The sequence below is a fragment of the Cupriavidus consociatus genome, from assembly GCF_017814975.1.
Taxonomy (GTDB): Bacteria; Pseudomonadota; Gammaproteobacteria; order Burkholderiales; family Burkholderiaceae; genus Cupriavidus; species Cupriavidus consociatus.
In genome coordinates this window covers 172036-192233 of sequence record NZ_JAGIQA010000006.1, presented here as the reverse complement: position 1 = coordinate 192233, position 20198 = coordinate 172036, and the positions used below count along the sequence as shown (strand labels likewise).

The 20198-nt window shown below is 65.3% G+C and carries 21 protein-coding genes and 1 tRNA gene; 5 read left to right on the top strand and 17 right to left on the bottom strand.

What is annotated here, in order from left to right; translation table 11 throughout:
• Nucleotides 1–91: 91 nt before the first annotated feature.
• The 8 genes from rplT to J8I82_RS10840 form a co-directional block, all read right to left on the bottom strand.
• Nucleotides 92–448, bottom strand: a complete 357-nt coding sequence (gene rplT, locus J8I82_RS10875; RefSeq protein ID WP_008650487.1) for a 50S ribosomal protein L20 — start codon at nt 446–448, stop codon at nt 92–94.
• Nucleotides 449–476: 28 nt separating this feature from the next.
• Entirely contained in the window at nt 477–674 is a 198-nt protein-coding gene (rpmI, locus tag J8I82_RS10870; RefSeq protein WP_006575466.1) for a 50S ribosomal protein L35, read from the bottom strand.
• Nucleotides 675–840: 166 nt separating this feature from the next.
• On the bottom strand, nt 841–1362 hold the full coding sequence (gene infC / locus J8I82_RS10865; protein ID WP_081479471.1) for a translation initiation factor IF-3: 522 nt from the start codon (nt 1360–1362) through the stop codon (nt 841–843).
• 47 nt (nt 1363–1409) lie between these two features.
• Entirely contained in the window at nt 1410–3317 is a 1908-nt protein-coding gene (thrS, locus tag J8I82_RS10860) for a threonine--tRNA ligase (protein WP_209757156.1), read from the bottom strand.
• Between the two features lie 366 nt (nt 3318–3683).
• Nucleotides 3684–3760: transfer RNA gene (locus J8I82_RS10855), tRNA-Val, on the bottom strand.
• Nucleotides 3761–3781: 21 nt separating this feature from the next.
• The gene (locus J8I82_RS10850) at nt 3782–6007 is read right to left on the bottom strand and encodes a RelA/SpoT family protein (RefSeq protein ID WP_209757154.1); all 2226 of its coding nucleotides are present in this window, start codon (nt 6005–6007) and stop codon (nt 3782–3784) included.
• 15 nt (nt 6008–6022) lie between these two features.
• A complete protein-coding gene (locus J8I82_RS10845; protein ID WP_063238517.1) occupies nt 6023–6385 on the bottom strand; it encodes a RidA family protein in 363 nt (120 codons plus the stop codon).
• 52 nt (nt 6386–6437) lie between these two features.
• Nucleotides 6438–7316: an alpha/beta fold hydrolase gene (locus J8I82_RS10840; RefSeq protein ID WP_209757152.1), complete on the bottom strand. Its 879-nt coding sequence runs from the start codon at nt 7314–7316 to the stop codon at nt 6438–6440.
• 229 nt (nt 7317–7545) lie between these two features.
• Between J8I82_RS10840 and J8I82_RS10835 the strand changes: the two genes are divergently transcribed.
• Together J8I82_RS10835 and J8I82_RS10830 are read left to right on the top strand one after the other, a co-directional pair.
• On the top strand, nt 7546–8322 hold the full coding sequence (locus J8I82_RS10835) for a 3-hydroxybutyrate dehydrogenase (RefSeq protein WP_209757150.1): 777 nt from the start codon (nt 7546–7548) through the stop codon (nt 8320–8322).
• A gap of 22 nt (nt 8323–8344) precedes the next feature.
• Nucleotides 8345–8833: a DUF411 domain-containing protein gene (locus J8I82_RS10830; protein WP_209757149.1), complete on the top strand. Its 489-nt coding sequence runs from the start codon at nt 8345–8347 to the stop codon at nt 8831–8833.
• Nucleotides 8834–8885: 52 nt separating this feature from the next.
• Here the strand turns inward: J8I82_RS10830 and J8I82_RS10825 are convergent, their stop codons facing one another.
• The 3 genes from J8I82_RS10825 to J8I82_RS10815 all read right to left on the bottom strand — a co-directional run bounded on the left by J8I82_RS10825 (nt 8886) and on the right by J8I82_RS10815 (nt 10821).
• The gene (locus tag J8I82_RS10825) at nt 8886–9266 is read right to left on the bottom strand and encodes a putative zinc-binding protein (protein ID WP_209757147.1); all 381 of its coding nucleotides are present in this window, start codon (nt 9264–9266) and stop codon (nt 8886–8888) included.
• 202 nt (nt 9267–9468) lie between these two features.
• The gene (locus tag J8I82_RS10820) at nt 9469–10107 is read right to left on the bottom strand and encodes a CoA transferase subunit B (protein WP_029047737.1); all 639 of its coding nucleotides are present in this window, start codon (nt 10105–10107) and stop codon (nt 9469–9471) included.
• 12 nt (nt 10108–10119) lie between these two features.
• On the bottom strand, nt 10120–10821 hold the full coding sequence (locus tag J8I82_RS10815; protein WP_209757145.1) for a CoA transferase subunit A: 702 nt from the start codon (nt 10819–10821) through the stop codon (nt 10120–10122).
• Between the two features lie 189 nt (nt 10822–11010).
• Between J8I82_RS10815 and J8I82_RS10810 the strand changes: the two genes are divergently transcribed.
• Nucleotides 11011–11556 carry a PAS and helix-turn-helix domain-containing protein gene (locus J8I82_RS10810; RefSeq protein WP_209757143.1) on the top strand — a complete coding sequence of 182 codons (546 nt, stop codon included), beginning with the start codon at nt 11011–11013 and terminating at the stop codon, nt 11554–11556.
• A gap of 121 nt (nt 11557–11677) precedes the next feature.
• On the opposite strand, the gene J8I82_RS10805 is transcribed toward J8I82_RS10810, so the two are convergent.
• The 5 genes from J8I82_RS10805 to J8I82_RS10785 all read right to left on the bottom strand — a co-directional run bounded on the left by J8I82_RS10805 (nt 11678) and on the right by J8I82_RS10785 (nt 16212).
• Entirely contained in the window at nt 11678–12079 is a 402-nt protein-coding gene (locus J8I82_RS10805; protein ID WP_209757141.1) for an acyl-CoA thioesterase, read from the bottom strand.
• A gap of 52 nt (nt 12080–12131) precedes the next feature.
• On the bottom strand, nt 12132–13160 hold the full coding sequence (locus tag J8I82_RS10800; RefSeq protein ID WP_209757139.1) for a DctP family TRAP transporter solute-binding subunit: 1029 nt from the start codon (nt 13158–13160) through the stop codon (nt 12132–12134).
• 82 nt (nt 13161–13242) lie between these two features.
• Complete coding sequence (locus tag J8I82_RS10795; protein ID WP_207951277.1) at nt 13243–14547, bottom strand: TRAP transporter large permease; 1305 nt, start codon at nt 14545–14547, stop codon at nt 13243–13245.
• Nucleotides 14544–15146, bottom strand: a complete 603-nt coding sequence (locus J8I82_RS10790; protein WP_209757138.1) for a TRAP transporter small permease — start codon at nt 15144–15146, stop codon at nt 14544–14546. Before J8I82_RS10790 ends, J8I82_RS10795 begins: the two co-directional genes overlap by 4 nt.
• Before the next feature lie 280 nt (nt 15147–15426).
• A complete protein-coding gene (locus J8I82_RS10785; RefSeq protein WP_029049693.1) occupies nt 15427–16212 on the bottom strand; it encodes an SDR family oxidoreductase in 786 nt (261 codons plus the stop codon).
• A gap of 302 nt (nt 16213–16514) precedes the next feature.
• Here J8I82_RS10785 and J8I82_RS10780 point away from each other — a divergent pair, with 302 nt between their 5' ends.
• On the top strand, nt 16515–18203 hold the full coding sequence (locus J8I82_RS10780; RefSeq protein ID WP_209757136.1) for an electron transfer flavoprotein-ubiquinone oxidoreductase: 1689 nt from the start codon (nt 16515–16517) through the stop codon (nt 18201–18203).
• 80 nt (nt 18204–18283) lie between these two features.
• On the opposite strand, the gene J8I82_RS10775 is transcribed toward J8I82_RS10780, so the two are convergent.
• On the bottom strand, nt 18284–19204 hold the full coding sequence (locus J8I82_RS10775; RefSeq protein WP_209757135.1) for a flagellar brake protein: 921 nt from the start codon (nt 19202–19204) through the stop codon (nt 18284–18286).
• A gap of 244 nt (nt 19205–19448) precedes the next feature.
• Here J8I82_RS10775 and J8I82_RS10770 point away from each other — a divergent pair, with 244 nt between their 5' ends.
• Entirely contained in the window at nt 19449–20159 is a 711-nt protein-coding gene (locus J8I82_RS10770; protein WP_209757133.1) for a FadR/GntR family transcriptional regulator, read from the top strand.
• Nucleotides 20160–20198: the final 39 nt, after the last annotated feature.

Genomic DNA, 20198 nt, shown 5'->3' with positions numbered 1-20198 from the left:
GAGGAGCCCCGTTTCAGCGGACCTTGCGGTCAGCGGTCGACCTTGCGGTCGGTGCTTGCCCGGCGGCGCTTACGCGCTGCCGCAGCCGGCATCAGGCAACGGTGGCTTTCACCTGGTTGACGATGGCGGCAAAGGCAGGCTTGTCGTGAATAGCCATGTCCGACAGCACCTTGCGGTCCAGTTCAATCGAGGCCTTCTTCAGACCGTTCATGAACACGCTGTAGGTCATGCCATGCTCACGCGTCGCGGCATTGATACGCGCAATCCACAGAGCGCGGAACACGCGCTTCTTGTTGCGGCGATCGCGGTACGCGTACTGACCAGCACGCATGACCGCCTGCTTGGCGATGCGATAGACATTATTGCGACGGCCGCGGTAACCCTTGGCAGCGTCGATAACTTTCTTGTGACGGGCCCGTGCAGTGACCCCACGCTTTACTCGAGGCATGTAATTCTCCTTTCGTTTTCGTCAGGGGTTATGCGTAAGGCATCATCGCGCGAACCGACTTCAGGTTCGTCTCATGGACGTCCTGAGTACCGCGCAGTTGACGCTTGTTCTTGGTGGTCTTCTTGGTCAGGATGTGACGCTTGAAGGCCTGGCCACGCTTGAACGAACCGTTCGGACGGGCAGTAAAGCGCTTGGAAGCGCTTTTCTTCGTCTTCATCTTCGGCATGAAAAACTCCAGCTCATATGACATGCATGCAGGTGGACGGCTCACGCCGACGCTTGCAAGACCCGCATCCACTTGTTGTTGCACGATGCCCTTGCGGGCACGCGCGACTTCCGCACGAAGCAACGCCGGGAAGCACTGGCATCCCGGCCGCGGCACCGCGCAAGAATTACTTCTTCTTCTTGGGGGCGAGCACCATCACCATCTGGCGCCCTTCCATCTTCGGCATCTGCTCGACCTGACCGATCTCTTCCAGATCCGCCTTCAGGCGTTCGAGCATGCGCGCGCCGATTTCCTGGTGGGCCATCTCGCGACCACGGAACCGCAGCGTGATCTTGGTCTTGTCGCCATCTTCCAGGAAGCGCTTCAGGTTGCGCAGCTTGACGTTGTAGTCGCCATCATCCGTACCCGGCCGGAACTTGACTTCCTTGACCTGGATGATCTTCTGCTTCAGCTTGGCCTCGTGGGCGCGCTTGGCTTCCTCGTACTTGAACTTCCCGTAATCCATGATCCGGGCGACGGGCGGAGTCGCGTTGGGGGCGATCTCCACCAGGTCCAAGTCCTTGTCCTCAGCCAGCCGCAGAGCGTCCATGAACTTGACGATGCCGAGCTGCTCGTTATCAACCCCTACCAGGCGCAGTTCAGGCGCGCTGATTTCCCGGTTGATGCGATGACCTTTGTCCGTAGCGATGTTGCGTTACCTCAAGAAGACAAAAAAACAAGCCGTGCTCACCACCCTCAGGCTTTGCTGGCGACGTCGTGTTGCAGACGCTCAACAAACGCGGAGACGGGCATCACACCCAGATCCACGTTGCCACGGGCACGCACGGCCACTTGATTGGCATCCCTTTCCTTGTCGCCTACCACTAGCAGGTAAGGAACCTTCTGAAGGGAATGCTCGCGGATTTTATACGTAATTTTCTCGTTGCGCAAATCGGCCTTGGCCCTAAACCCTTGTTTTTGCAGCAATTGCACGACGTTTTCGGCGTATTCGGCCTGCGAATCCGCAATATTCATGACCACTACCTGCTCCGGCGCAAGCCAGGCGGGCAGCGCGCCGGCGTGGTTTTCCAGCAAAATGCCCAGGAAGCGCTCGAATGAGCCCAGGATCGCGCGATGCAGCATCACCGGGCGCTTGCGCGAGTTGTCCTCGGAGACGTATTCGGCACCCAGGCGCTCCGGCAGCACCAGGTCGAGCTGCAACGTGCCGCATTGCCACGAGCGGCCGATCGCGTCCTTGATGTGGTACTCCACCTTCGGGCCATAGAACGCGCCCTCGCCCGGCAGCTCTTCCCATTCCACGCCGCAGGCGCGCAGCGCCAGGCGCAGGCCTTCCTCGGCGTGGTCCCAGACCTCGTCGGAGCCGGCGCGCTGATCGGGGCGCAGTGACAGCTTCACCGAAACGTTCTTGAAGCCGAAGTCGTCGTAGACCGAGAAGGCCAGTTCATTGAACGCCTTGGCCTCGGCCACGATCTGCTCTTCCGTGCAGAAGATGTGGGCATCGTCCTGCACAAAGCCGCGCACGCGCATCAGGCCATGCAGCGCGCCCGAAGGCTCGTTGCGGTGGCAGGCGCCAAACTCAGCCAGGCGCAGCGGCAGGTCGCGGTACGAGCGCAGGCCGTGGTTGAAGATCTGCACGTGGCCCGGGCAGTTCATCGGCTTGATCGCGTAGTCGTGCTTCTCCGACTCCGTCACAAACATGTTCTCTTTGTAGTTCTGCCAGTGGCCGGACTTTTCCCAGAGCGAACGGTCCATCACCTGCGGCGTGCGCACCTCGTCGTAGCCAGCGTCGCCCAGGCGGCCGCGCATGTATTGCTCGACGGCCTGCCACACCTGCCAGCCCTTCGGGTGCCAGAACACCATGCCGGGCGCCTCTTCCTGCAGGTGGAACAGGTCGAGCGTCTTGCCCAGCTTGCGGTGGTCGCGCTTCTCGGCCTCTTCCAGCATGTGCAGGTAGGCTTCCTGGTCTTCCTTTTTGGCCCAGGCCGTGCCGTAGACGCGCTGCAGCATCTCGTTGTTGGAGTCGCCGCGCCAGTAGGCGCCGGCCACCTTCATCAGCTTGAAGACCTTGAGCTTGCCCGTCGACGGCACATGGGGGCCGCGGCACAGGTCGACGAAATTGCCTTCGCGGTACAGGCCGATTTCCTGGTCGGCCGGGATCGACGCGATGATCTCGGCCTTGTACTTCTCGCCCATCGACTCGAACAGCGCCACCGCCTCATCGCGGTTCCACACTTCGCGCGTGACCTTCTCGTCCTTGCGGGAGAGCTCCGTCATCTTCTTCTCGATGGCGGCCAGGTCTTCCGGCGTGAAGGGACGCTTGTAGGCGAAGTCGTAATAGAAGCCATTCTCGATCACCGGCCCGATCGTTACCTGCGCTTCCGGATACAGTTCCTTGACGGCATAGGCAAGCAAGTGCGCCGTGGAGTGGCGGATGACGTCGACGCCGTCGGCGTCCTTGTCCGTGACGATGGCCAGCTGGGCGTCGTCCTCGATCCTGTAGCTCGTGTCGACCAGCTTGCCGTCCACCTTGCCGGCCAGCGCGGCCTTGGCCAGGCCGGTGCCGATGCTCTGCGCCACTTCGGCAACCGTTACCGGGCCCGGGAACTCGCGGCGGGACCCATCCGGCAGCGTGATTGCGATCATTTGGACTCTCCAGGATTCCGCCGGCGGCGCGCTGCGCCTGAGCCGGGCGGATCAAACTGCATCTTGCGGGCACCGGTCCGCGGCTGCGCGACCCGGCGATTGTTCGATTGTTTTTTGCTGCACACTTCGCACCGCCGAAACGCGCGAGAGCGGCAGCTTATCAGGCTGCCGGCAGGCGACAGACGAAAAAAAACGCGGCCAAGGCCGCGTTTCTCTTTGTCAAACCCGTTTCAACCGGGTCGGAAGGCGCACCTCGACTACTGTCGCTTGCCAGCGGTAGTAGTTCGCGGTGTCATAAACATGGTGCCTTTCCGTTCCATTTCAGGTTGAATCGGACTTGCCGCACTTCGTTGTACTGCAATTCGTTGGTAGGCTCGATTGGACTCGAACCAACGACCCCCACCATGTCAAGGTGGTGCTCTAACCAGCTGAGCTACGAGCCTAGCGAAGACGCAAGTATAGCATCACTTTCTTTTTGCCTGCAATACCCCCTGCACCTCTTCGATCAGTGACAACGCGCGCTGCAACTGCGTGGCCTCCGACACCTCCGCGGTGAACTGCATGCGTGCCACGCCCTTGCTCGACAACGTCTTTACGCCGGTGACGTTGATCTTCTCGCGCGACAGCACCTCCGAGATATCGCGCAGCAGCCCTTGCCGGTCAATCGCTTCGACATGGATGTCGACCGGATAGACCGCGGCATGGCTCTTCTTGCCCCACTCGGTCTGGATAACCCGCTCCGGCGCGCGCGCCGACAATTGCTGGAAGGTATGGCAGTTGCGCCGGTGGATCGACACCCCGCGTCCGCGCGTGACAAAGCCGACGATATCGTCCGGCGGCGCCGGCTTGCAGCAGCGCGACATCTGCGTCATCAGCGAATCCACGCCCACCACCAGCACGCCGCTCTTGGCGCCACGCGCCACGCTGGTCGCGCGGCTCTTCTTGGTGACGGCGTCTTCTTCGCTGAGCGGCGCCTGAATTTCGCCTTCCGGGTGACGCAGCGCGTGCTCGACATGGCGCAGGCTGAACTCGTCCTTTGCCACCGCGGCAAACAGGTCGTCGGGCGTCTTGAAGCTCAGCCGCGCGGCCAGGTCTTCCAGCTTGACCGCGGTCTTGCCCTCGCGCTGCAGGGTCTTGTCGATCAGCGCGCGGCCCTGCGCGATGGTCTCCTGCGAATCGAGCGCATTGAACCACGCCCGCACCTTGGCGCGCGCACGGCTGCTGGCCAGGTAGCCAAGCTCCGCGTTGAGCCAGTCGCGCGACGGCCCGCCCTGCTTGACCGCGATGATCTCGACAGTCTGGCCGTTCTTCAGCGTGGTATTCTGCGGCACCATGGTGCCGTCCACGCGCGCGCCGCGGCAGCGGTGGCCCAGGTCGCTGTGCAGGTAATAGGCAAAGTCCAGCGGCGTGGCGCCCTGCGGCAGCGCCACCACGCGGGCCTGCGGTGTCAGCACATAGATGTGGTCGTCGATCGCGGCGTGCTTGAGCTGCTCCCACTCGTCGTGCGCCACGCTGTGGTCGGCATCATCCTTCCATGCCAGCAGCTGGCGCAGCCAGGCGATTTTCTCGTCGTAGCGTTCGCTGGCGGAGAACTGCCCACCGTAGCCCTTGCTGCCCGCTTCCTTGTAGCGCCAGTGGGCCGCCACGCCGTATTCGGCGAAGTGGTGCATCTCGTGCGTGCGGATCTGCACCTCGAAGGCGCGGCCATCATCGCCGATCACCACCGTGTGCAGCGACTTGTAGCCGTTGGCCTTGGGGCGCGAAATGTAATCGTCGAACTCGCGCGGGATCGGCTGCCAGATGTGGTGGACGATACCCAGCACCGTATAGCAGTCCTTGATATCGTCGACGATCACGCGGAAGGCGCGCACATCGTACAGGTCGGCGAAATCCAGCTCCTTGCCGCGCATCTTCTTCCAGATGCTGTAGATGTGCTTGGGCCGGCCGCTCACCTCGGCACGAATGCCCGCGGCCGTCAGCTCGGACTGCAGCCGCGCGATCGCGCCGGCGATATAGCCTTCGCGCTCGATGCGCTTTTCGTCCAGCAGCCTGGCGATGCGCTTGTAGGTGTCGGGCTGCTCGAAGCGGAACGCCAGGTCTTCCAGTTCCCACTTCATCTGCCAGATACCCAGGCGGTTGGCCAGCGGCGCGTAGATGTCGAGCGTTTCGCGCGCCACGCCCGGGGTCGGCGTGCGCTTGGTCTCGGCCATCCAGCGCAGCGTCTGCAGCCGCGAGGCCAGCCGCACCAGCACCACGCGGATGTCCTGCGCGAACGCCAGCAGCATCTTGCGCAGCGCCTCGACCTGTTCGTGGCGCGCCTGCGCCTCGTTCTTCGACGGCGCGGCCGCTTCCACATCAGGGCGATTGCCGGCGATGGCACCAATGCGCAGCAGTTGCCGCACACCATTGACCAGCCGCGCCACTTCCTCGCCGAAGCGCGGCTCGATCTCGGCTTCGGTCTCGGGCACGAATGCCGCCAACCCGAACAGGCAGGCGGCCGCGCGCGCGGCATCGTCTACGCGCAGGCCATCGAGAATGCGCAGCATCCCCTCGGCGTGCGCCTGCACAGTCTCGCCCGTAGGCAGCGCCACGCCGGTGCCGTGCTCGCGCACGTACGCCAGCGCACGGCCCACCAGTTCAGCATCCGGAATGCCTACGACCCGGCCAGCCAGGTCGGTCGACGTCACCATGTCCCTACGCCTGCATCAGTTGAGCGCAGCGGTCACCACCACTTCGATCAGGTAATCGGGATTGGCCAGGCGGGCTTCCACCGTCGCGCGGGGGGGCGTGTTGCCTTGTGGCACCCAGGCGTCCCAGACCTCGTTCATCTCGCCGATCAGATCGACATTGGTGAGGAAGATCTGGCACGACAGGATGCGGGTCTTGTCGCTGCCGGCCTCGGCCAGCAGCCGGTCGATATGGCCGAGCACCTCGCGCGTCTGGCCGCGGATATCGGCCTTGGGGTCGACCTCGGGCACCTGTCCGGCGAGGTAGACCACGCCGTTGTAGACCGCATATTCGGACAAACGCTTGCCCACGTGGGCGCGCTTCAGTTCAAGGTTACTCATGACAATGCGTTGATCGATAAAAGGACAAAGCCGCCGTGCGATGCGCGCAAACTCACCCGACAAAAAACTGCCGGGCGATCGCGATCTGCGCCGGATCGACAAAGGTTGGTGCATGCCCCACTTCAGGGACTTCCACCGAGCTCACATGCTTGCCGCGCGCCACCATCTCGGCGACGGTCTCGCGCAGCAGCAGGTCGGACTGGGCGCCGCGCACCACCAGCACCGAGGCTTCAATGGCCTCGAAGCTGCGCCACAGCGCGGCCTCGCCCGCCGCCACCGTTTCCGGCGTGGACTTGCGGAAGGGCATGGCCAGCTGCGGGTCGTAATGCAAGCCCCATTCCAGGCCATCGCCGCCCTGCACCGGCTTCAGGATGGCGGCGTTCAGCTCGCGCCACTGCTCCGGCGTGTGGCGGCCGAACGAAGCGCTGATGGTCTGCAGGTAAGCCAGGCCCTCCTCGAAGGTCTTGAAGCGTACCGGCAGGCCCAGGTAGGCACCGATGCGCTCCACCGCCGACGGCGCGATCCTGGGGCCAACGTCGTTCAGCAGCAGCTTGCGCACCGGCGACCCGGGCAGCCCCGCCAGCCCCATGCCGATCAGCCCGCCCATCGAGGTGCCGAACCAGTCCACCTTCTCCACGTTGAGCCGCGCGATCAGGGTGACCATGTCGGACACGTACTGCGGCACGATGTAGCTGTCCGGATTGACCAGCCATTCCGAGCGGCCGCGCCCGACCACGTCGGGGCATACCACGCGATAGTCGCCGCACAGCGCGCTGGCAACCGCATCAAAGTCGCGGCCGGTGCGCGTCAGCCCGTGCGCGCACACCAGCACGCGAGGATTCGCGGGATCCCCCCATTCGTGATAGGCCATGCGGTGCAGGCCCGCCGGACTGATGCACTGGACAAAACCGAGGCGCGGACTGGCAGACATCTGGACTCCCTGACGGACGCGGCCGGGGCCGCGAAAAAGCGGCGCTGCCGGTGGTTGAGCAAAACTGGATTGTACGCCGCACCGGGTACAATGCCACAGCACACTGTCTGCGCCACCGCACGCGCCCGCACGTCGATGCGTGCCGGTGCGTGGCTGTGCCAGACCAGGCGGTCCCGGCCACCCGGGCCGCCCTTTCCTTTCTGTGGAATCTCTCTCGATGGAGGCTTACATGCTCAAAGGCAAGACCGCTCTGGTAACTGGCTCGACCAGCGGTATCGGGCTCGGCATCGCAAAGGCGCTGGCGGCCCAGGGCGCCAACATCATCGTCAATGGCTTTGGTGACGCGGACGCCGCAAAGAACGAGATCGCGCAGGCCGGCCAGGGCATCCAGGTCGGCTACCACGGCGCGGACATGAGCAAGGCGGCAGAGATCGAGGACATGATGCGCTATGCGCAGTCCGACTTCGGCGGCGCCGACATCCTGGTCAACAACGCCGGCATCCAGCACGTGGCCCCGATCGAGGACTTTCCCACCGAGCGCTGGGACGCGATCATCGCCATCAACCTGACTTCCGCGTTCCACACCACCCGCCTTGCACTGCCCGGCATGCGCCAGAAGAACTGGGGCCGCATCATCAACGTGGCCTCGGCGCACGGGCTGGTGGCGTCGGCACAGAAATCGGCCTACGTGGCAGCCAAGCATGGCATCGTCGGTTTGACCAAGGTGACCGCGCTGGAAACCGCGCAGACCGGCGTGACCGCCAACGCGATCTGCCCTGGCTGGGTGCTGACGCCGCTGGTGCAGAAGCAGGTCGAAGCCCGCGCGCAGAAGGAAGGCATCCCGGTCGAGCAGGCCAAGCGCGAGCTGGTGCTGGAGAAGCAGCCCTCGGGCGAGTTCGTGACGCCCGACGAACTGGGCGCGCTGGCCGTGTTCCTGTCGTCCGACGCGGCCCGCCAGGTACGTGGCGCGATCTGGAACATGGATGGCGGCTGGGTGGCGCAGTAAGGCGGCACAGCAAGGAGCAACGATGCAACGACGACGTTTTCTCGGCACCCTGGGCGCGCTGGCGCTCGGCACGCTCGCCGTGGGTGTGCCGGGGCCCGCGGCCGATGCCTTTGCGCAGGCCAAGCCCCTCGCCATCGAGGTCTACAAGAGCCCGCTGTGCGGCTGCTGCGAGGAATGGGTCAAGCACCTGCGTGCCAACGGCTTCGCCGTGACGGTGCATGACGTCGAGGATACCGGCGACTACCGCAAGCGCTTCGGCATGCCGGAGCGCTTTGGCTCCTGCCACACCGGCTATATCGGCGGCTACGCGATCGAAGGGCACGTGCCGGCAGCCGATATCCGCAAGCTGCTGGCAGCCAAGCCCAAGGCGGTGGGGCTGGCGGTGCCTGGCATGCCGGTCGGTTCGCCAGGCATGGAACAGGGTTCGCGCAAGGATCCCTTCGACGTGCTGCTGGTCAAGGCCGACGGCGCGGCCTCGGTGTTCACCCGTTACAACAAGCCGGCGGCCTGACGCGCCACCTTGCCGGATGCGCCGCCGCGCGTCCGGCCTGCCCTACACGGCCCTACACACCCGCAAGGCGCTCCAGAGCCGCCTCGACTTCCCGCCACACCGCCTCGGTCTCGCCCTCGGTGCATTCGCCGTGCTGGCGCTTGACCGCACCCAGCCGATTCAGCACCAGGTGCTGGTCCGGCACCACGCCCACGTTTGCCAGGCAAGCCTGCACGCACGCCAGCGGGCAGCCGTCCAGCGCCAGGATCGGCCGGCCTGATCGCGCTACGCGCGTCAGCGCCGGCACGCTACCGCCCACGCCGCTGATGCACGACATTTCGGCGCGGCCGCCGCGGTCCAGCCGCACCGCGCAGGCATTGGCCAGTTGCGCCACGCTGGAGCAGCCGGAGCAGGCGTACACCAGTGGCAGGGATCGGGTGGGGGAAGCCGGCATCGCGCACCTTCCGTCAGGACTTGTATTGGCAGGACCACGCCTGCTGGGAAGCGGCCAGCATAGTCACATGTGCGGGGACGGGCCATTCGCCGATAGAGCTAGCCCGCACGGCCGATCGGCGTAGTCAGCTCCCGGGCACCAAATGAAAAAGCCCTGTGGCGCAATGCGCCACAGGGCCCGTCAGGCAATGCCGGAGGCTTGCTTACAGCAGCGGCGCGCCGGTCTTGGCCTGGATTTCCTCGCGGCTGACGCCCGGGGCGGTCTCGACCAGCTTCAGGCCGTCGGCAGTCACGTCCATCACGCCCAGGTCGGTGATGATGCGATTGACCACGCCCACGCCGGTCAGCGGCAGGTTGCACTGCTTCAGGATCTTGATGTCCTCGGTGCCGTCCTTTTTCTTGGCGGTGTGTTCCATCAGCACCACCACGCGGCCGACGCCGGCGACCAGGTCCATCGCACCGCCCATGCCCTTGACCATCTTGCCCGGGATCATCCAGTTGGCCAGGTCGCCCTTCTCGCTGACCTGCATCGCGCCCAGGATGGCCAGGTTGATGTGGCCGCCGCGGATCATCGCGAAGGAATCGGCCGACGAGAAGATCGACGAGCCCGGCAGCGTCGTCACGGTCTGCTTGCCGGCATTGATCATGTCGGCGTCGACCTGGTCTTCAGTCGGGAACGGGCCGATGCCCAGCAGGCCGTTCTCGGACTGCAGCCACACTTCCATGCCCTCGGGCACCCAGTTCGCGACCAGCGTCGGCAGGCCGATGCCCAGGTTGACGTAGAAACCGTCCTGCAGCTCGGCCGCGGCGCGCGCGGCCATTTCGTCACGTGTCCATGCCATGATGGTGTCTCCTTAGCTGGCCGCGCGCACGGTGCGCTGCTCGATGCGTTTCTCGGGGTTGGTGTTCAGCACCAGGCGCTTCACGAAGATGCCGGCCAGGTGGATCTCGTCCGGGTCCAGCTCGCCGGTCTCGACGATCTGCTCGACCTCGGCCACGGTGAACTTGCCCGCCATCGCGCACATCGGGTTGAAGTTGCGCGCGGTGCGGCGGAACACCAGGTTGCCGGCCTTGTCGGCCTTCCAGGCCTTGACCAGCGCCACGTCGGCGGTCAGCGAACGCTCCATCACGTACTTCTCGCCATCGAACTCGCGGATTTCCTTGCCTTCGGCGACGATGGTGCCGACCCCGGTCTTGGTGAAGAACGCCGGGATGCCGGAGCCGCCGGCGCGCAGCTTCTCGGCCAGGGTGCCTTGCGGGGTGAATTCCAGCTCAAGTTCGCCGGCCAGGTACTGGCGCTCGAATTCCTTGTTCTCGCCCACGTAGGACGAGATCATCTTCCTGATCTGGCGGGTGGCCAGCAGCAGGCCCAGGCCGAAGCCGTCGACGCCGGCATTGTTGGAGATGCAGGTGAGCTGCTTGGCGCCGCTGTCGCGCAGCGCGACGATCAGTGCCTCGGGGATGCCGCACAGGCCGAAACCGCCAACGGCGATCGTCTGGCCGTCGCGGACGACGCCTGCAAGCGCTTCTGCGGCGCTGGCGTAGACCTTGTTCATGTTCGCTCCTTCCTCGGTAGTTCCTCGGGGTTCCGCTGTCGTGCTTCCGCCGCCCGCTTGTGCGGTGGGCGACGCAGGGAAATTGTAACGGTACAATCGGCGCAGTCGGCGACCGGCGCCGTCTCTCGTCCGACCGACAGGATACGCAAGCCCCGCCGGCTACGCCATTACGTAAAAATACATAAGTAGATGCCCGCCATCGACTACCGGACCGCTTTCCAATTCGCCCCCGTGGGCCTGGTGCTGTCACGCGAGCGCGTGATCGAGGACTGCAACGAAGAAGTCTGCCGCATCTTTGGCACCACGCGCGAGGCTCTGCTGGGCCAGTCGTTCCAGGTACTCTACCCCACCGCCGACGAATTCGAGCGCACCGGCGCCCGCATCGCGCCGATCATGAACAAGCATGGCATGTATTCGGACGAGCGCATCATGAAACGCGCGGGCGGCGAACTGTTCTGGTGCCACGTAACTGGCCGCGCGCTGGACCGCGCGCAGCCGCTGGGCGCGGGGATCTGGACCTTTGAGGACCTGTCGCAGAAGCGGCAGGTGACGGCCGAACTGACCGCGCGCGAACGCGAGATCGCGGCGCAACTGGTGGAAGGGAAAACCAGCAAGCAGATCGGCAAGCTGCTGGCGATCAGCCCGCGCACGGTGGACATCTACCGGGCGCGGCTGATGAAGAAGTACGGGGCGAGTACGTCGGTGGACCTGGTGCAGCGGCTGGTGAACCACTAGACAAGCACCACCAGACAAACACCTACCGCAACGAGATCGGTTTTGGGTGCGCCCAGGCCGCCCGGACTGGCCTAAGCAAAGTGTTCTCCCTCTCCCGCATGCGGGAGAGGGGAGCAAACCGTCAGTCTTCGATAATCGCGCGGATCTCCGGCGGCACCGGCACCGATTTTTCCTCCGCGTAATCACACCACACCACCTTCGCCCCACCTTCGGCCCACACCACGCCAGGCAGATCGGTGCGCCGGATTTCCATGCTCGTCTCGAAACTGGTACGCCCCAGTTGCCCCGCATAAACCCGGCATTCAATATCGCCCGGATAGCGCAACTGCTTCAGGAAGGTCATATGCGCATTGATGATGACCGGCCCCTGCCCTTGCGGATCCTTGCCACCACGCCCCAGCGACGCGAACCACTCGATACGCGCCTGCTCCAGGTACTGGAAATAGACGGTGTTGTTGACATGGCCCATCGCATCCATGTCGCCCCACCGGATCGGCATGACCACCGTATAGACGTGTTTCATCAGAACCTCCAATGCAACAGGCCCGCCAACACTGGCGGGCCTGCTTGATGGCTTAGCGCTTGGCGATCGCGCCTTCAGCCTTGGTCACCAGGTCGGTGCCGATCTGCTTCTTCCACTTGTCATAGACCTTGGCGGTCGCCTTGCGGAAGGCGTCATGCTCGGCCGGGGTCAGGTGCGTGACCTTGACGCCGTGGGTTTCCATTTCCTTCCAGGCGGGTGCGCCGGCCTCGGCCAGGCCCTTGCGGGCCAGCGCGATCTCCTGCTTGCCGGCGTCGATGGCGGCCTGCCTGACGATCTCGCGGTCGGCCGGGGTCCAGCTTTCCCAGATCTGCTTGTTGACCACGAAGATCAGCGGGTCAGCCACGTAGCCCCATGTGGTGACGAACTTCTGGCCCACTGTGTACAGCTTGGCGGCGGCGAACACCGACTGCGGATTCTCCTGGCCATCGACCGCGCCCGAGGCCATCGCCGGCTGCGCGTCGGCCCAGCTCATCTGGGTCGGGTTGGCGCCCAGCGCGTTGAAGGTCTCGATGTACAGCGGCGAGCCCACCACGCGCAGCTTCAGGCCCTTGAGATCTTCCGGCTTGCGCAGCTCGCGCTTGGAGTTCGACACCTCGCGGAAGCCGTTCTCGCCCCAGGCCAGCGGCACCACGCCGGCCTTCTCCAGCGTAGAGAAGATCGACTTGCCGACTTCGCCCTGCGTCAGCGCGTCCAGCGCCTTGTAGTCGGGCATCAGGAACGGCAGGGAGAACAGGTTCAGTTCCTTGACCTGCGGCGACCAGTTGATGGTCGAGCCGACCGCCATATCGATCACGCCCTGGCGGATCGCCGAGAACTCGCGGGTCTGGTCGCCGGCCACCAGCGAGGTGCCGGGGTACAGCTTGATATTGATGCGGCCATTGGTGCGCTGCTTCACCAGGTCGGCCCAGATCTCGCCGCCCTTGCCCCACGGGAAGGCCGGGCCGAGCACCAGCGACATCTTGTACTCGGACTTGTAGGTCTGGGCCATCGCGCCGGCAGGGGCGAAGGCGGAAGCGGCAATGGCGGCGGCCGTTGCAAGCATCAGGGCACGACGTTTCATTTCATCTCCTCTCGGGAAAGGTCAGTTCTTGTTTGTGAATGCAGAAAGACGTCAACAGCGATCAACGGGCGATCAATAGCGATCAATAGCCGAGGTACTCCGGCAGCCAGGTCGCCAGCGGCGGATAGGCCAGCACCATCAGCATGGCGATGAACATGGCCAGCAGCATCCAGATCACCCAGGGCACGGTTTCTTCCATGCGCACGCGGGCGATCCGGCACGACACCATCAGGTTCACGGCCAGCGGCGGCGTGAACTGGCCGAGCGCAACCTTCAGCGTCAGCACCACGCCGAACCACACCGGGTTCCAGTGGAAGGCGTTGGCGATCGGCAGCAGCAGCGGCACGAAGATCAGGAAGATCGAGATGCCGTCGAGGAACATGCCGACCGTCATCAGCAGCAGCACGATCAGCGCCAGCACGCCGTATTCGCCCAGCCCCGAGGTGGCGATCGCCTGCGCCAGCGGATCGATCACGCCGAGTGTCGACAGCGCATAGGCGAAGATGCCGGCCAGCGCGACCACCAGCAGGATCACCGCCGAGGTTTCGGCCGCTTCCTGGAAGATCGTGAACAGGTCGCGCATGCCGATGCTGCGATACACCACCATGCCGACGAAGAGGCCATAGACGACAGCGACCACGGCAGCTTCGGTCGGCGTGAACCAGCCCGCGCGCATGCCGCCGAGGATCAGGAACGGCGCCACCAGGCCCCATGCCGCTTCGCGCAGGCTCTTCCAGAACGGCGGGCGCGGCAGCGCGGCTTCGGCAGCGCCCATGTTGTGCTTGCGCGCCAGCCACACTGCCGGCACGATCAGCGCGACGCCGGCCAGCACGCCGGGGATCATGCCCGCGGCGAACAGCGCCGGCACCGACGCCCCGGGCACCAGCACGCTGTAGATGATGAAGGCCACCGACGGCGGGATCAGGATGTCGGTCGCGGCCGCCGCGCCGACCACCGCGGCGCTGTACGAGCCGGGATAGCCGGCACGCGACATCGCCGCGATCATCACGCCGCCGACCGCGGCCGCGTTGGCCGGGCCGGAACCGGAAATGCCGCCGAGGAACATCGCCACAAGGATCGCCACCAGCGGCAGCATGCCCGGTCCGCGCCCGACCACGGCAATGGCGAAGGTCACCAGCCGCTGCGCCACGCCGGAACGGTCGAAGATCGACCCCACCAGCACGAACATCGGAATCGCCAGCAGCGGGTACTTGGCCAGCCCGGCGTAGAAGTTCTGCGGCACCGCCAGCAGGCCGAACATCTGGGTATCCAGGTTGGACAGGCCGATCGCAACCAGGCCGCCCAGCCCCAGCGACACGCCGATGGGCACCCCCAGCAGCATCAGGCCGATAAAGACCACGAACAGGATGATGGCAACCAGCGTCATTGCAAACGCTCCTTCTCCATCCGGTTCTCTTCATGCAGCGTCTTGAGCGCTCGCACGTTGCGCAGCGCCAGGCCCAGCGCGCGCAGCGCAATGCCGGCCGACAGCACCGGCAGCCAGATCGAGTACCACCAGCTCGGCACGCCGATGCCGGGCGAGGTTTCGCCGAAGGTGTACTCATCCCACGTAATGCGCGCGCCCAGCACCGCCAGCGCGATGAACATCACCGCCACCGCCATTGCCGACAGGATCGCCAGCCGGCGCTGGCGCGCCCCGCTGCCGCGCTCAAAGAAGAATTCGATGCGGATATTGCGATCGCGTGCCACCGCCGCGCTGCCGGCGACCAGCGCCAGCACAATCATCAGGAAGACCGAGAATTCCTCGGTCCAGGCAAACGACTCGTCGGTGAAATAGCGGACTACCACGTTGGCAAAGGTGATGCCGACCAGCAGCAGCATCACGATCACGCCAATCCAGTCCTCGAGGCGGGGTGAAACCCGGAATTCAGCGTCCTGCGCTTCGTCTGCCGCCCGCGGAATCACCGCGGAATCGACGACGTGTTGCGGCACGGCATTGCGCCGTGCCTCTTCTTGTTGCTCCATCTCCCCGGCCTCCGGTCCAGGGCCGCTTCGGGCCATGCGGCCACTGCGGCATTTTTTGCTTGTATGTAAAGACTTAGTCTAAAGACATGGCGGATTATGCCAAGACTGGCACACCGTGCATCAACTTTCTTTTATCGGAAACGGGAAGCCGCGCTCGAAAGCCCGCCCCCAAGGGGACCGGATAGCCCTGGGGTGGCCCATTGCATGCGCCGCCGCGCGCTTGTGGCGCGCGGGCGGGGAGCGGTCGGAAAGCCGGGCGGCGCTGCGCCGTCGGCCGCGCTCAGACCATGCCGTCGTCGGCGGTAATCACGGCGCCGTTGATGAATTGCGACTGGTCGGACGCCAGCAGCAACAGCAGGCCGTCAAGATCGTCGGGCTTGCCCAGGCGCTTGCGCGGCAGCATCTGGATCAGTTTCTGGCCGGCGTCCGAGTCCCAGTGATGGTGGTTGATCTCGGTATCGATATAGCCGGGACAGATGGCGTTGGTATTGATGCCGTGGCGCGCCCATTCCAGCGCCATGGCCTTGGTCATGTGCACCACCGACGCCTTGCTCATGCAATAGATGCCGATTTGCGACAGCACCTTCAGGCCAGCCACCGACGCGACATTGACGATGCGCGCCTGCGGCAGCGGGCTGCCGTTCTTCTCGGCGCCCTTGGCCCGCGCGATCATGCGCTTGGCGACTTCCTGCGCGACGAAGAAGGCGCCGCGCGTATTGGTGTCGAAGACGAAATCGAAATCGTCGGGCGTGACATCGGTCAGCTTCTGCGTGGTCGACACACCCGAGTTGTTGACCAGGATGTCGATCGAGCCGGCTTCGGTTTCCGCATGCGCCACGGCTGCGCGGATACTGTCCGGATCGGTGACGTCCAGCCGCACCACGTGCGCGCTGCCGCCCTCGGCCTCGATTGCCGCACGCAGTTCCTTGAGACGCTCGGTGCGGCGCGAGGCCAGCACGACCTTGGCGCCAGCTGCCGCCAGCACCGTGGCGAAACGCGAGCCCAGCCCGCTCGAAGCGCCGGTGACCAGCGCTACCTTGCCTTCCAGATTGATCGACAAACCCATGATGACCTCTTGTGCGGGCGCCCTTCCAGCCTCTTCGGGTGCGGAAGGCAGCATATCGAAAAAAAGAACGACCGTTCCAAAAAAATCCTTGCCTGTGGGTGGCGAGTCCCGGACAATGCCGGAGATTCTAAGAACTTGGCCTACAAAGGGAAAGAGGGAAAACGAGCGATCCGGCCGGCTATCGGCCGCAAACAGCCGTCAAAATCCATCCCGATGCCCCGCCGGCGCAAGTTCGAGCAGAACGATCACCGCACTTCCCACAATTGCATAGCTAGCAGCAAAGAAATAGAGGGTTAGAGACAATGGATCAGCAACAGCTCCTGGAGCAGTTCGGCCCGCGTGAAGCCATGGAATACGACGTGGTCGTCGTCGGCGGCGGCCCCGCCGGCCTGGCCACGGCCATCCGCCTGAAGCAACTCGCGCAGGAGAAGGGCAGCGACGTCAACGTATGCGTGCTGGAAAAGGGTTCCGAGCCCGGCGCGCATATCCTGTCGGGCGCCATCATGGATCCGCGCGCCCTCAACGAGCTGTTCCCGAACTGGCAGGAACTGGGCGCGCCGCTGAACCAGCCGGTCACCGAAGACAAGTTCCTGTTCCTGAACGAGTCGGGCTCGAAGGGCACGCCGCCCGCGCTGCTGCCCGAGTGCTTCCACAACCACGGCAACTACATCATCAGCCTGTCGAACTTCGTGCGCTGGCTGGGCCAGCAGGCCGAGGCGCTGGGCGTCGAAATCTTCCCGGGCTTCCCGGCCGCCGAGGTGCTGTATAACGAAGACGGCTCGGTCAAGGGCGTGGCCACCGGCAACATGGGCATCAGCAAGGAAGGCGAGCCCACTGACAACTTCCAGCTCGGCATGGAACTGCATGCCAAGTACACCATCTTCGCCGAAGGCGCGCGCGGCCACCTGGGCAGGCAGCTGATCGACAAGTTCGGCCTGGCTGCCGGCAAGGATCCGCAGAGCTATGGCATCGGCCTGAAGGAATTGTGGGAAATCGACCCGGCCAAGCACAAGCCCGGCCTGGTGGTTCACACCGCAGGCTGGCCGCTGGATCCGGCCACCTACGGCGGCTCGTTCCTGTACCACATGGAAGACAACAAGGTCGCGGTCGGCTTTGTGGTCGGCCTGGACTACACCAACCCTTGGCTGTCGCCGTTCGAGGAATTCCAGCGCTTCAAGACGCACCCGGAAATCCGCCAGTACTTCGAAGGCGGAAAGCGCCTGTCGTACGGCGCGCGCGCCATCACCGCCGGCGGCCTGCTGTCGCTGCCCAAGACCGTGTTCCCGGGCGGCGCGCTGGTCGGCTGCGATGCCGGCTACCTGAACGCCTCGCGCATCAAGGGCAGCCACGCCGCGATCAAGACCGGCATGCTGGCCGCCGAGGCCGCCTATGACGCGCTGCAGGGCGGCCGCCAGCACGACGAGCTGACCGCCTACCCCGCCGCGTTCGAGCAGAGCTGGCTGTACAAGGAGCTGCTGCAGGCCAAGAACTTCAAGCAATGGTTCAAGAAGGGCCGCACCACCGCGACGCTGATGACCGGCATCGAGCAATGGCTGCTGCCCAAGCTCGGCATCCGCAACCCGCCCTGGACCATCCACCGCGTCAAGCCGGACCATGTGTACCTGAAGCCGGCGGCCGAGTGCGAGAAGATCGTCTACCCGAAGCCGGATGGCAAGCTGACCTTCGATCGCCTCAGCTCGGTGTTCATCAGCAACACCAACCACGAGGAAAACCAGCCGGCGCACCTGACGCTGAAGGACGCCAGCGTGCCGGTCAGCATCAACTGGGACAAGTTCGCCGGCCCCGAGTCGCGCTACTGCCCGGCGGGTGTGTACGAGTTCGTGCAGGACGAGACCTCGGGCAAGGAACGGCTGCAGATCAACGCGCAGAACTGCGTGCACTGCAAGACCTGCGATATCAAGGACCCGACGCAGAACATCGTGTGGGTCACGCCGGAAGGCGGCGGCGGTCCGAACTACGTCGGCATGTAAGGCTCCCGGCGCGCAAGCGCCCGGCGCATGGAACGGCACCGGTTTCCCGGTGCCGTTTTTTTTGACTGGCGGCGTGCAGGCTACAGCGGCAGGCGCGTCGTCGACAGCAGCTGTTCGTAGATGTAGCACTGCAGCAGCGCCATCTCGCGCTCTGCAAGCAGGTCGAAGGCCACGCCGAAGGCAGGGAAATCGCCATCCTCCTGGCCGATCGCGCCTGGCGCCGCCCTGACCCAGCCGTCGACGATGACTTCACTGTCGAACGACGCGGCCCGGAGCTGGAAACGCAGCCGCACGCGGCTGCCCGGCGCGGGCGACGGCGCGGTGGTCTGCACCAGCGCACCGCCGGTGCTGAGGTCGGACAGCAACGCCAGCCGCGCCGTGCCCGCCCGCACCGCGACGGACACGCCATGATCGCCGTCGTCGTCTTCCGGGGGCTCGGTCAGGTATGCCGCCAGCCGCGTCGGCACGCGCGCCGCCTTGCGGACCGGGGTCGCATGCAGGTTGGTCGGCGCCGACAGCACCAGGTAGCGGAACGGACTGCGGCAGACGGCGGTGATGGTCGAAGTAAAGCTGTGGATCGCCTGTCCGGAGAAGCCGCGCAGCAGCACGGTGTCGCCCGCCTGCAGCGGCAGGTCGCGTCCGCCCAGCTGCGGCCAGGTCACGAACAGCCCCTGCTCGATAAAGCCGATCAGGCGGCTGGCGGCGGCGCGTGCGGACTCGCCTTCATGCTTGATGTGGAGCAGCGTGCCGACCTGCAGGCCGAGCGGCCCGGGCATCGCGCGAGCGCCGGTATCGGCATCGGTATCGCCGCTGTGGTCGCCGTCGTCACTGTCGCTGCCATTGCCGGCGCGGCAGAGCACGCCGTGCCGGAACACCAGCGCAAGGTCGCGCGCATCGGGGATGACGCTGCCGCTGCCGAGCACCAGGTTGCCGTCGCCGTCGAGCAGCGACCAGGGCAGCGGGTGTCCGACCGGAAGATCGTTGGGAGTGAGCTGGATCATGGCTGTTTGCAAAGGGCCCCGCGCTTGTCGCCGCGCACGGTGCATGGCAAATCCACGGCGGAGCTGCCGGGCAGTATTCGCCACCTGTATCCGGGTTCTATCGGCCGCAGGCCGCAGAAGTTGAGCGAATACCGACGGGTGTAGGCCGACATGTGTAGCACCGGCCATTTACGGAAAACTTGACGCGCGACAACTTCGGCGCCACAATCGCACAAAGCTGTCTGACAGCCTGACATATCCATCCATGACCCTGCACCGCCCGGCCTCGCTGGCCAGCCGCATCGCCCAGTCTTTGCACGACGACATCCTCGCCGGCCGCTACACCGCGGGCGGACGCCTGCCCGCGGAAGCAAGCCTGGCCGACACCTTCGGTGTGAGCCGGCCGATCGTGCGCGAAGCCATCGCCCAGCTCAAGGCCGACGGCGTGCTGGTCACGCGCAAGGGCTCTGGCGCTTTTGTTTCGGAAACCCCGGGGGGCCAGGCCTGGCGCGTGGCGAGCGCGCCGGATGGCGGGCCCACGCTGGCGCAGCTGTTCGAGTTGCGCCGCGTGGTCGAAACCGCCTGCGCCGAGATGGCGGCCGAGCGCCGCACCACGGCCGATGTCGACGCGATCCGCGCCGCGCTCGCTGCCATGCAGGCGCAGGCCGACGGCCATGGCGACATGGCCAGCGCGGCCGCCGCCGACATGGCTTTCCACCACGCCATCGCCGAAGCCGCGCACAACCCCTGTTTCACCGGGCTGACCGATTTCGTCAGCCAGCAAATGCTGGCGGCACGCCAACGCGCCTGGGAGAACACCGCGCGGCTCGGCGCCGCCACCGGCGCCCCGCGCGCAGCCGACATCGAGCACACCGCGCTGGCCGACGCGATCGCCGCCGGCAATGCCGCGGCGGCGCGCGAGGCCGCGCAGCGGCACCTGTCCGCGGCGGCGGCGCGGCTGGGGCTGGCGGGCTGACGCCCGCCACAAAGTAATGAGCACGGCAACAAACCACAG

Coding starts and splice junctions, on each gene's coding strand:
- rplT (WP_008650487.1), bottom strand. CDS start 448: ATGCCTCGAGTAAAGCGTGGGGTCACTGCACGGGCCCGTCACAAGAAA.
- rpmI (WP_006575466.1), bottom strand. CDS start 674: ATGCCGAAGATGAAGACGAAGAAAAGCGCTTCCAAGCGCTTTACTGCC.
- thrS (WP_209757156.1), bottom strand. CDS start 3,317: ATGATCGCAATCACGCTGCCGGATGGGTCCCGCCGCGAGTTCCCGGGC.
- J8I82_RS10850 (WP_209757154.1), bottom strand. CDS start 6,007: ATGGTGACGTCGACCGACCTGGCTGGCCGGGTCGTAGGCATTCCGGAT.
- J8I82_RS10845 (WP_063238517.1), bottom strand. CDS start 6,385: ATGAGTAACCTTGAACTGAAGCGCGCCCACGTGGGCAAGCGTTTGTCC.
- J8I82_RS10840 (WP_209757152.1), bottom strand. CDS start 7,316: ATGTCTGCCAGTCCGCGCCTCGGTTTTGTCCAGTGCATCAGTCCGGCG.
- J8I82_RS10835 (WP_209757150.1), top strand. CDS start 7,546: ATGCTCAAAGGCAAGACCGCTCTGGTAACTGGCTCGACCAGCGGTATC.
- J8I82_RS10830 (WP_209757149.1), top strand. CDS start 8,345: ATGCAACGACGACGTTTTCTCGGCACCCTGGGCGCGCTGGCGCTCGGC.
- J8I82_RS10825 (WP_209757147.1), bottom strand. CDS start 9,266: ATGCCGGCTTCCCCCACCCGATCCCTGCCACTGGTGTACGCCTGCTCC.
- J8I82_RS10820 (WP_029047737.1), bottom strand. CDS start 10,107: ATGGCATGGACACGTGACGAAATGGCCGCGCGCGCCGCGGCCGAGCTG.
- J8I82_RS10815 (WP_209757145.1), bottom strand. CDS start 10,821: ATGAACAAGGTCTACGCCAGCGCCGCAGAAGCGCTTGCAGGCGTCGTC.
- J8I82_RS10810 (WP_209757143.1), top strand. CDS start 11,011: ATGCCCGCCATCGACTACCGGACCGCTTTCCAATTCGCCCCCGTGGGC.
- J8I82_RS10805 (WP_209757141.1), bottom strand. CDS start 12,079: ATGAAACACGTCTATACGGTGGTCATGCCGATCCGGTGGGGCGACATG.
- J8I82_RS10800 (WP_209757139.1), bottom strand. CDS start 13,160: ATGAAACGTCGTGCCCTGATGCTTGCAACGGCCGCCGCCATTGCCGCT.
- J8I82_RS10795 (WP_207951277.1), bottom strand. CDS start 14,547: ATGACGCTGGTTGCCATCATCCTGTTCGTGGTCTTTATCGGCCTGATG.
- J8I82_RS10790 (WP_209757138.1), bottom strand. CDS start 15,146: ATGGAGCAACAAGAAGAGGCACGGCGCAATGCCGTGCCGCAACACGTC.
- J8I82_RS10785 (WP_029049693.1), bottom strand. CDS start 16,212: ATGGGTTTGTCGATCAATCTGGAAGGCAAGGTAGCGCTGGTCACCGGC.
- J8I82_RS10780 (WP_209757136.1), top strand. CDS start 16,515: ATGGATCAGCAACAGCTCCTGGAGCAGTTCGGCCCGCGTGAAGCCATG.
- J8I82_RS10775 (WP_209757135.1), bottom strand. CDS start 19,204: ATGATCCAGCTCACTCCCAACGATCTTCCGGTCGGACACCCGCTGCCC.
- J8I82_RS10770 (WP_209757133.1), top strand. CDS start 19,449: ATGACCCTGCACCGCCCGGCCTCGCTGGCCAGCCGCATCGCCCAGTCT.